This window comes from Thalassovita sp. ABM4_323 (assembly GCF_056158665.1).
The window spans coordinates 1,773,368-1,783,775 of record NZ_JBSWTS010000007.1; the positions used below are offsets into that span (position 1 = coordinate 1,773,368).

9 protein-coding genes and 1 pseudogene are annotated in these 10,408 nt (G+C 59.9%); 5 read left to right on the forward strand and 5 right to left on the reverse strand.

Translation table 11 applies throughout. The features are described 5' to 3' along the window. Window positions 1-10: 10 nt before the first annotated feature. From ACXADQ_RS11225 to ACXADQ_RS11240, 4 genes and pseudogenes are all read left to right on the forward strand, one after another. Window positions 11-1,273: pseudogene (locus ACXADQ_RS11225) on the forward strand (TRAP transporter large permease). Between the two features lie 20 nt (window positions 1,274-1,293). After that, window positions 1,294-2,442 carry an acyl-CoA dehydrogenase family protein gene (locus tag ACXADQ_RS11230; RefSeq protein ID WP_475320369.1) on the forward strand — a complete coding sequence of 383 codons (1,149 nt, stop codon included), beginning with the start codon at window positions 1,294-1,296 and terminating at the stop codon, window positions 2,440-2,442. A gap of 21 nt (window positions 2,443-2,463) precedes the next feature. Continuing rightward, window positions 2,464-3,264, forward strand: a complete 801-nt coding sequence (locus ACXADQ_RS11235; RefSeq protein ID WP_475320370.1) for an enoyl-CoA hydratase/isomerase family protein — start codon at window positions 2,464-2,466, stop codon at window positions 3,262-3,264. A 63-nt stretch (window positions 3,265-3,327) separates the two neighbouring features. Beyond that, window positions 3,328-4,467, forward strand: a complete 1,140-nt coding sequence (locus ACXADQ_RS11240) for a CaiB/BaiF CoA transferase family protein (protein ID WP_475320371.1) — start codon at window positions 3,328-3,330, stop codon at window positions 4,465-4,467. Window positions 4,468-4,471: 4 nt separating this feature from the next. Here the strand turns inward: ACXADQ_RS11240 and ACXADQ_RS11245 are convergent, their stop codons facing one another. From ACXADQ_RS11245 to ACXADQ_RS11265, 5 genes are all read right to left on the reverse strand, one after another. Beyond that, on the reverse strand, window positions 4,472-5,584 hold the full coding sequence (locus tag ACXADQ_RS11245; RefSeq protein ID WP_475320372.1) for an NAD(P)-dependent alcohol dehydrogenase: 1,113 nt from the start codon (window positions 5,582-5,584) through the stop codon (window positions 4,472-4,474). Between the two features lie 161 nt (window positions 5,585-5,745). Next, window positions 5,746-6,102: a c-type cytochrome gene (locus ACXADQ_RS11250; RefSeq protein ID WP_475320373.1), complete on the reverse strand. Its 357-nt coding sequence runs from the start codon at window positions 6,100-6,102 to the stop codon at window positions 5,746-5,748. A gap of 4 nt (window positions 6,103-6,106) precedes the next feature. After that, window positions 6,107-7,747: an FAD-binding oxidoreductase gene (locus ACXADQ_RS11255; RefSeq protein ID WP_475320374.1), complete on the reverse strand. Its 1,641-nt coding sequence runs from the start codon at window positions 7,745-7,747 to the stop codon at window positions 6,107-6,109. Window position 7,748: 1 nt separating this feature from the next. After that, a complete protein-coding gene (locus tag ACXADQ_RS11260) occupies window positions 7,749-8,030 on the reverse strand; it encodes a hypothetical protein (protein WP_475320375.1) in 282 nt (93 codons plus the stop codon). Window positions 8,031-8,372: 342 nt separating this feature from the next. Next, complete coding sequence (locus ACXADQ_RS11265; protein ID WP_475320376.1) at window positions 8,373-9,149, reverse strand: response regulator transcription factor; 777 nt, start codon at window positions 9,147-9,149, stop codon at window positions 8,373-8,375. Window positions 9,150-9,292: 143 nt separating this feature from the next. Between ACXADQ_RS11265 and ACXADQ_RS11270 the strand changes: the two genes are divergently transcribed. Then, on the forward strand, window positions 9,293-10,339 hold the full coding sequence (locus ACXADQ_RS11270; RefSeq protein WP_475320377.1) for a hypothetical protein: 1,047 nt from the start codon (window positions 9,293-9,295) through the stop codon (window positions 10,337-10,339). The last annotated feature ends 69 nt before the right edge of the window (window positions 10,340-10,408 follow it).

The following is a 10,408-nucleotide window of genomic DNA, read 5'->3' on the forward strand; positions in this document are numbered from 1 at the left end:
CATGGCTGGCATGTTCGCGCTGATCGCGTTGCAGATGCCCATCGGGGTTGCGATGGCGGTTGTCGGGTTTGTCGGAACCTCGTTGATGCTGGGGACCGGCCCCGCGGTATCGATCCTGTCCATCGAGCCCGTGACGGTGCTGTCAAATGCGGATCTGGCGACGATCCCGCTGTTTCTGATGATGGGCTCGTTCGCGTCCTCGGCGGGCATTACCAGTGATCTCTACAATGTTGCGGCGCGCTTCGTCGGGCACTGGCGCGGCGGTCTGGCGGCGGCAACGGTCTGCGGGTCGGCGGGCTTTGGCGCCATCAGCGGATCCTCTGTTGCGACCACGGCGGCGATGGCGAAAATTGCGCTGCCCGAGATGGAACGCAGAGGATACGGCCAAAGCCTGTCTGCGGGCAGCATCGCCGCGGGTGGCAGTCTGGCGATCCTGATCCCTCCGTCGATCATCATGGTTATCTATGCCGTCCTGACCGAGCAATTCGTGATCGATCTGTTCTTTGCCGGGATCATTCCGGGATTGATTTCGGCGGGGCTGTATATGGTCACGATCGGGATTTACGGGGCGATTTACCCCAAGGCCGCCCCACGCGGAGAACAAGCCCCCTGGGGCCAGCGCCTTGCGTCGATTTTTCAGGCCTGGCGCGCATTCCTGATTTTTTTGATCGTCACAATCGGCATTTACGCCGGGATCGTAACCGTGCTCGAGGCCGCAGCGGTGGGCGTGATGGCAACCTTCGTTTTGTAGCTGTTTTCCAAAGGCGCATCGGTTCCCGCGCTTTTGACCATTCTGCGCGATTCAGCGGCCGTGACGGGCATGATTTACCTGATGGTGATCGGGGCCGGGATCCTTAGCTATTTCGTGACCCTGACGGATGCGCCCAATGTCATCGTAGGGGCCATCATCGACGCGCAGCTGTCGCCCATGATGGCGGTCATGCTGATCCTGCTGGTCTATCTGTTTCTGGGCGCGGTGTTTGATGCGGTGGCGGCCATGGTGCTGACGATGCCGTTTGTTTTTCCGCTGATCCTGAACCTGGGCTTTGATCCGATCTGGTGGGGCATCGTCAACGTCATGATCATCGAGATCGCCGCGATCACGCCTCCGATCGGGCTGAATGTTTTCGTTATGCATGCCTCGGCTCCGCATCTGGGATTGCCGGTGATCTTTCGCGGGATTCTGCCCTTTCTGGCGGCGGATGCCGTGCGGCTGTGCCTGCTGCTGGCCTTTCCGGCAATCGCGACCTTCTTGCCTAACCTATTGAGCTAACACCCAAAGGAGTCCGACGCATGTTCACCCGGACCGTTTTCGAAGACGAGCACGAGATTTTCCGAACCTCGGTGCGCCGCTTTATTCAGGACCACATAACGCCGCACCACGACCGGTGGGAACAAGAATGCGCCGTAGATCGCCAGGCGTGGTTGCTGGCGGGCGAGGCTGGGCTGCTGTGTGCGACCTTGCCCGAGAAATATGGCGGGGCAGGGGCCGATCTGCGCTATTCCCTGATCGTGACCGAAGAGTTGGCGCGCGCAAATGCATCGGGGCCGGGGTTCTGGCTGCATTCGGATATTGTGGCCCCCTATATTTTGAAGTTCGCCACGGACTCGGTGCGGGATCACTGGTTGCCCAAAATGGCCAGCGGTCAGGCCATCGGCGCCGTCGGGATGACCGAGCCGGGCGGGGGCTCGGACGTGCAAAACATCCGCACAACAGCGCGCCGGGACGGCGACGATTATGTCATCAATGGCCAAAAGGTGTTCATCTCGAACGGCGGGTCCTGCGATCTTCTGGTGCTGGCCTGCCGGACCGGGCCCGAGTCCGGCGCGGCGGGCCTGTCGCTGATCCTTGTGCCAGCCGACAGCAAGGGGTTCAGCCGCAATGTCCTAAGCAAACTGGGCGGCAAAGCGCAGGACACGGCCGAGCTGTTCTTTGATGACGTTCGGGTCCCTGCGGGCAATCTGCTGGGCGAAGAAGGGCGTGGATTTCAATATCTGATGCAGGAATTGGCACAGGAACGATTGCTGACCTGTGTCAGGTCCGCCGCCACGCTGGAGGCCGCAGTGGAATGGACCCTGGATTATGTCACCGATCGCAAGGCCTTCGGGCGAACGGTGGCCGATTTCCAGAACACGCGCTTTAAGCTTGCCGAGGTTCAGGCCGAGGCCGTGGCCATGCGGGTGTTGGTGGACAAATGCATTGAGCTGCACCTGAACGCCAAGCTGGAAAGCGCCGATGCGGCCCTGGCCAAGATGTTCTCAACCGAGCGGCTGGGCCGCGGCCTGGACACGCTCATGCAGTTTTTTGGCGGCTACTGCTACACGACCGAGTACCCGATCGGCAAAGCCTGGGTCGACGCACGCGCCAGCCGCATTGCGGGCGGGTCCTCGGAAATCATGAGAGAGATCGTAGGCCGGGCCATGATCAACGCCCGAAAGTAAGCTCATTGGGGAGGAGGATTAATGCCTGAAACCAAGAGCGACCTGGTCGAGCTGGACATATCCGGCGCCGTTGCGGTTCTCAGGTTGAACGACCCAAACCGCAAAAATGCCCTGTCGCAAGACATGCTTGGGGCGATAGAGGGGGCGCTGGACCAAGTCCGGATGTCCGAACGGACACAAGCGCTTGTGCTGACCGGGAGCGGCGAAGCCTTTTGCGCGGGCGGCGATCTTGGGGCCATTTTGAAACGGCATCAGGACGATCCAGACAATCGCTCGGCGCGCACCTATGCGCGGATGCAGGTATTGCAGCAACTGCTGGATCAAGTGCGAAGATTGCCCTTTCCCGTCGTTATGGCTGTTGATGGCCCGGCCATCGGGGCGGGGTTTGGCTTGGCGCTGGCGGGTGATTTTCTGCTGGCCACGGGACGTTCGTATTTTTGTGCGCCGTTCCTGAGCCTGGGCGCCGTTCCCGATTGCAATCTGGCCTGGAGCCTGACGCGCAGCGTCGGCCAGCAGCGCGCCAAAGAGATTTTGCTGACAGGTCGCCGGGTTCGCACGGCCGAAGCTGTTCGGCTTGGACTGGTTCTGGAGGAGCATTCGGGCGATGGGTTCCTTGACGCTGCCTGTGCCTTTGCGGCGTCCTTGCCACGCACGTCCGAGCTTGCCCTGTCACTGACCCGCCAAATGGTTCATTGCGCGTTCGAAACAGGGGTTGATGGCATGTCCGAGCTGGAGGCCTCTGCCCAGGCGGCGTGTTTTTCCACCCAGTTCCACCTGAATTCTCTGCAGGTGTTTGCCGCGCGTCGCCAAGGGGGGCAATAGGCCGACTTTGGGGCCAGGGTCGCGCATGGGCATTGGGTATACATACGACAAAGGAGCCTGGATATGGCGGGTCCACTGCACGGTTTGAAGATCATTGAAATGGCGGGTTTGGGGCCTTGCCCGTTGGCGGGCCAACTGATGGCGGATCTGGGCGCAGAGGTGATCGTGATCGAACGCGCGGCCGGGGGTCCGCGACCGGCCGACATCAACAATCGCAACAAACAAAGCCTGGCGCTGAACCTGAAAACGCCCGACGGAGTTGCGCTTGTGCTTGATCTGATTGAACACGCAGATGTGCTGATCGAGGGGTACCGCCCCGGCGTGATGGAGAAGCTTGGCCTGGGGCCCGAGGCCGCAATGGCGCGAAACCCCCGTTTGGTTTTCGGACGGATCACTGGATGGGGGCAGCAGGGGCCCTTGTCCAGACAGGCTGGGCATGATCTGAACTATCTGGCCCTGACCGGATTGCTGCACATGATGGGCGGAGCTGACCGTCCTCCGATGCCGCCGTTGAATCTGGTGGCGGATTATGGGGGCGGGGCCATGTTTCTGATCTTTGGGGTGCTTTCAGCGCTTTTTGAACGATCGATATCCGGGGCGGGCCAGGTGGTGGATGCGGCCATGGTCGAAGGCGTCACAGCCTTTTCCGGCGTTTTCCGGACACTCGCTGCGAACGACAGATGGACGCAAACCCGCGAGGCCAACCTGCTGGACGGGGGGGCGCCCTATTATCGTGTATACGAAACCAAAGATGGCAAGTTCATCTCGGTTGCCGCGATCGAACCCCCGTTTTTTGCCGAGCTTGTGGCAAAGGCTCAGATCCCCGCTGAATTGGCAGCAAACCGCGAGGATCGCCTGTCCTGGCCCCAACAACGGGCCGAATACGCAGCGATATTTGCCTCGAAGACGCGGGCGCAATGGGAAGAGATTTTCGCCCAATCTGACGCCTGTGTTGTGCCTGTCCTGACGCCGCAAGAGGCCGAGACACATGCCCATACGCAAGCGCGCGCCACCTATACAGAGGTGGACGGGGGCTTGCAGCCTTCGCCATCCCCGCGCTTTAGCCGCTCTCAGGTCGCTGATCCGCGTCCTGCGATGCCAGCAGGTGCAGGGACAGTCGACATTCTCAGGCAATTGGAGCGGGACGAACAGACAATCCAGACCCTGCAAAAGACCGGGGTCGTCTTTGCTCCATCGTCATGAGAGCTCAGCTCATGCGCAGCACGGGCTTTATCGCGCTTCCGTCTTCGGCTGCGGCGATGGCTGCGTTGATGTCGTGAAACGGATAGAACGACAACAGCCTGTCGAAGGGAAAGCGCCCCTGTCGCCAGAGATCGATCAAATAGGGGATGAAGGTTTCGGGATCAGCGTTGCCCATCATCACGCCTTGAAGCCGTTTGCCGTTCACCATGATATCCCTGTAATCAAAAGATAATTCAGCGCCGGGCGGGGCCGCGCCGAGAATTGCGCAGGCCCCCATTGGTGCCAGCGCCGACACCGCGTTTCGGATAACAGGGGGCGCCCCGGTGGTATCCAGCGCATACTCGGTTCCACGCCCGTCGGTTGCGGCCTTCACCTGATCCACCAGGTCGGGCAGGGCGCCGTTGAACGTGTGGGTTGCCCCCAGAGTTTTCGCGAACTCGAGCCTTTGATCGTTCAGGTCGACGGCAATGACGGTCTTTGCGCCCTGGGCCAGGGCCGCCAGAATGGCCGCAAACCCAACGGCGCCAGAGCCATAGACCGCAAAGCTGCTGCCGGGGGTAACCTTCAGAGCGTTGATGACCGCGCCCGCGCCGGTTTGGAGACCGCATCCCAACGGCCCCATCAAATGCAGGTCGTCCCCGACATCGACCTTCACCGCGTTGCGTTCCCGCGCGATCGCATGTGTGGCAAAGGAAGACTGGCCAAAGAATGTCGCGGCCAAAGGCTGTTTCCCAGGGCGAAGGATTGTGGCCGAGCCATCCGGCCGCGTCGCGCCGAAATTGCGAGGTCCGAAGTCCTGACAGAACGATGCGTGGTTTCCCTTGCAGGACGGACATTGCGCACAGCTGTCATAGCTGAGAACCACCTGATCACCTTGCCCAAGCGTGTGCACCTTCGCGCCAACGGCTTCGACGATGCCCGCGCCTTCGTGCCCAAGGACAGCTGGCAGAGGGGTCAACATGCGCCCCTGCATCGCAACGATATCTGTATGGCAAATCCCGGTGGCCACGATCCGCACAAGAATTTCGTCATCTTGCAGATCTGCAAGCTCCAGCTCTTCCAGGGTCAGTGGGCGATCATGGCTGTGTGCCACAGCAGCGGTTATGCGATAGGTCATCTGTTCCTCCCAGCTCCTAATATTCGCACAGTCGTGCAAATACGCATCCAATGCAAGTGCTGTTGTCGTGCCGGGATGAAGGGGGCCCCCGGCGTCAGAGGGAAACAATCTGGAACAGTTGCTCATTCAGGCGCGCGAAAATCCGCGCGCCTTTGAGAGATCTACTTGGCCGCCTGTTGCGCCTTGAACGCGGCCGAGCTGGCTTGCAGATAGGCCGCGATTGCCGTGATGTCGGCATCGCTGATCTCGGTCTTGCGAAAGCTTGGCATGACCGAAACACCTTCGCGGATGAAATGCCGTAGCATGTCCTCATCCATGTCGTCGCGGGCTTCCAAGACCGGGATCACGTCCCCTTGATATTTGAAGTAGAGAGCGACGGTTCCCGGGGCGTGCGTGCTGTTGGCATGGCAGGGCGCGCACCAGTGCTGATAGACCTGTTGGCCCTGGCCGATTTGCGCCATGTCCTGTGCGGCCAGCGGGGTTGCCATCAAGGTTGCACATGTCAGTAGAGTTCTCATTGCTTTATGCCTCCCGCATGTCTTTGGGCCAGATGCCATATCGTCCGGCCGCAATGATCCCATTGGGATCAACGGCGTCCTTGATGGTTTCGCACAGCTTGCGATAGGCGTGGTCGTTGAAGCTGTAGGTGTCCATGATGAAGTCCTGCAACGCTGGTGCGGCGCGGTATTCGCCCCATCCGTTCGCAGCGGAAAGTTGCACGAGGCTTTGCAGATACCCCAGCCGTGCCCGGTTCGCATCGATGTCAGATTTGTCCAACATCACCGGGAAGATCATGATGAAGGCCCGATCATAATAGCACAGCGGCAAAGGCGCATTCAGACCGTTGTAAACCGGCAGCTGGCTGAAGACACCGCAGAAGATGTTCTGCGCTTTCATGATGCCTTGGCCGGTCCGTTCGATCACCGGAGAGAACCAGATATGCCCGTCACTGGGCGTCGGGAATACCGGAGATCGCGCCCCCATCAGGAAGGTCGAAAGGTTTGGAATTCCAAAGTTCACTTTCCGGTCTTCGTGGAAGGTAATTGGGTCCAGCTTATCGGATTCTTCCGGGCTCAGTGGGATGCTGTACTGAGTTTCGAAGGGAAACTCTGCGGTCGGCAGCGCCTTGAGAAACTTGGCACGAGCATGCTCTAGCTTCGCGGCAGCAACCGCTTTGGGGCCATAGCACAACAGCCGGATCGCCCAAAAGTTCTTGTCACCGGAAAGCGCCTCGATCTCGTCGTCGGTCGGGCCGCCCGGTTTGGCCAGGGTCTTTGTCAGGTCCGCATTTTGCGGCGTGCCAAACGGGCCCGAGACCGGGCTGGAGATTTGCGATAGCCCGTCACAAATGCCCTCGGCTTCAAGCTTGTTCAGCACCTCGACCAGCGGGATGATGTCCGAGTATTTTCGCCCCTCGACCACCAGGACCGACAGGGCCTCGGGTTGGGGCATCAGCTGAATTCCCATCTTGGTGACGATGCCATAGTTGCCCTGGGTGAACATGCCATCCAGATAGGGGCCGAACCCGTATTTGTAGTCTTGCCAGGTCGTTGCGCCGGGCAGGGCGCCCATGCCGGTGCGCATCAACTCGCCGTTGGGCAGCACCACCTCGAAGCCAGAATGCGCACCAAAATGGTCGCGATATTTCTGATGGGTATAGCCCAGCCCGCGATCGACGGCATTGCCAAGCACCGAGCCCCACCCGGGTTCAGGGCAGTCGATCCAAAGCGGCAGGTTGTTTTCCTGGATGTAGTTGTACAGATCGAAATAGCTGACGCCGGGTTCCACAACAGCAAAGTTCCGCACGGGGTCGATCTCGATGATTTTGTTCATCCGCTTGAGATCGACAACGACCGAGCCAGACAGGTTCGGCGCCGAGCCACCATAGCCCAGATTCTTCCCGGTCGAGATCGGGTAGATCGGCACTTTGAATTCGTTGGCGATGCGCACGATCTCTTGCACCTCGTCCACGTTGGCGGGGGCGACTGCGGCGGCAGCCAGGCGCTCGTCCTCTGCGCCCCAGAACGGGGAATAGCTGTCGCGATAGGTGTCCATGTCGTCCTCGGACGAGAACAGCCATTCCGGGCCGACCACGGCGGCAAAACGATCCAGTGCGGTGGAAAAATCAGCCTCGGTCATGCCGGGCGGGATCATGTAAACCATGTCAGACAATCCCCTTGTTCGATGGGTGACTGTTGGGAGCCAGGGACCAGGTGTAGCCCGCGGTCAGGTCCTCGGTGGCCGAAGGCACCAGCCGTCCAGCGCTGTCGCGGGCGATCAGGTGCCAGCCCTTGTCGGCCGCCAGAACGCGCAGACAAAACACCGCGTCCCCCAGTGTCGCGCCCGAAATGCGGGCCTTGGGATCGTCCAGGCGCGGAGCCAGCGCCGAGAACCAGGTTTGCGCGGGATCAAGGGCCAGAGTCACAGTCTGTCTGGCGCTCGGCATCGGCGCGCCGGACCAGCGTGGATCCATCACCCCAAGGTCGTCAAATTGCGGTTTTTCTGTATTTGCCAAACTTGGCAAGGGACTGGCTATGAGGGGACTGGCCGCCAGGCCTCCCACAAAGGTTCTACGTCTCACGATGTCCTCCCAGCGACCTGCTGGCCGCGTTTCCTTTTTGCTTTCGCGCGCCGCCCGGTGCCGGGAATCGCGCTAGAATCAAAGCCTAGATTTGCGAGGACAGGGCGTCTGTCACATGAAGTGATGACAAAGATTTCAGGGAAATGCCCCTTGTTCGCCCTTGGCTGCGCCAGCAGGTTGACGGCGCAGGCCAGCATGGCGCGAGGGCTAGAAGACCTCTTTCAGCAACGATCCGGCGTTGCTGACGCCCAGTCTTTTGTAGGCGCGTCTGCGATAGGTCATCACGGTATTGGTCGACACCTCCAGCGCATTGGCGATGGCAGGCGCCGATGTTCCAAGCATCGTGTAAGTGCAGACTTCGCGCTCGCGCTCTGTCAGTTGGGGGAACCGTCGGGCCAGGCGAGCGCTCAGCCTTTGATGAGCCATGGGGCGGGAGTTCATGTTGAAGTCTCCGTTGGCATTCAGGACATGCCTTTTGCCCAAGGCAAAGGCCAAGGCGCCGTTCATGCCCAACAGTTCAAGGGCGGCGCGCGGCGGGTCCGCCTCCTCGAGGTAGAATTTGACAATACTCCAACCGTCTTCGTCGCGAAATGCGCTGGCGACCTCGGTGCGAAAGCCGGGTTCGTCAAAAAAGGTCCAGCGATAATCGTCATTTGTGACCGAGCGCACAGACATCGACCGGTGATAATTCGTGTTCGGCACCGCGTCCTTGGGCAGGTTTCGGATGATCGGGTCATGCGCATACATCCCGTCAACATAGGCTTGGGTGCGCAAGGCCGTATCGACGCGCTCGCCGCTCCAACCGGGGGCCCAGGGGGTGCCGTCCAGCAGAAGCTGATACCCGCTGATTTCCGCCACCGGAAGGATGGCACTGACAAAGGCGCGCAGCTTTATATCAAAGCTGATCGCCCCGATATGGCTGAGGGCCTCCGTGAACGTATCGATATCAATCGACACGTTCGAAGGCGTCTGTATCCATTGCATAACGGTCCTCCCCTCCCGTTTGTGCCGGACAAATCTGCCATATCTTGCGCTCAAAGTCTGTCATTCAATCAAGGGACAGACCTGACCATCGAACCAAAGTTACCGTTTCTGAACGTTCATGACCGCTCAGAGGAGGTAGCAACATGTGGGATGTGCCCGAAGAGGTGAAAAAGAAACGTCGGTGGGTTGATGACTATGTCGCGACGCTGGATCCCGACACAGAGTATGACCGGATCATCGGAGTCATGGCCGAATATCAAATGGATGATTTCGCGCTGCGCATGGTGATCTCGTCGGCGAATTTGCACTTTGTCATGCCCGCCCATGGCGCAGAGGCTCAGGTGTTCACCAACAAGGCCCTGCGCAAGCCCAATTTGCGGATGCAGGATACGACGGACTATTTTTGGACCTGGGTCACGACTGGCTCGGACAGCCAGGAAACCAAGGACGCGCTGCGCCAGTTGTACAATCACCACATGGGCGTTGCCAAACATCTGCCGGGGCATTTCTCGTTGAGCTCTGACTATGTGTATCCGCTGTGCCTGCTGGCCACCTTTCGCAACCGTTTGCGCAAAAGGCTGGGGCTGGGCGAAGAGCCCGATCACATCAAGCGCGCGACTGCGAACTGGTATCACACCTTCGCCTCGAACTGGTGGCGCGAGGGGGATCTGCGCCTTGAGGGCATGCCCGAAACCTTTGAAGGTATGGAAGCCTATGTCGAAGATTGGGAGCATTGGGATCACGCGTATACGCCGGTGCAAACCGACCTGGCAAACGCCCTGATCGACCAGTTCGCCGAGAAGAACCTCCCCAAACGGCTGCGCTTTCTGGGGCGCTGGTTGATCCGTTATCAGATCGTCGATCCCGTGGCTGAACACTTCCGGCTAAAGCCGATGCCCTGGTTTGCCAAGGGGATCACGCATCTGACGCTCAAGGCGATGATGTATGCCAGTATCCATTTCAAGCCGGACAACAAGGTGTCCGCCTACAAAGCGCGCGAACAGCTCAGCAAGCCGGACCTGCGCGACCTCGATAAGGTCTCGACGAAACGAGCGGACAAATTCGGTTGGAGCAAAGGTGGACACGCTGCTGTCGGCCATGCCGATAAGGTCAGCCCGATCAACGAAAACGCTGTCAGCATGTGCCCCGTGGTGCATATTCCCGCCGACAAAACAGAGGCCGCGGAATAGGCGTTTCATTCAGATTTTGGTGTTGTTTGCCTAGGGATCGGCCCGGTTTGACAAAGGTCAGGCCGGGCC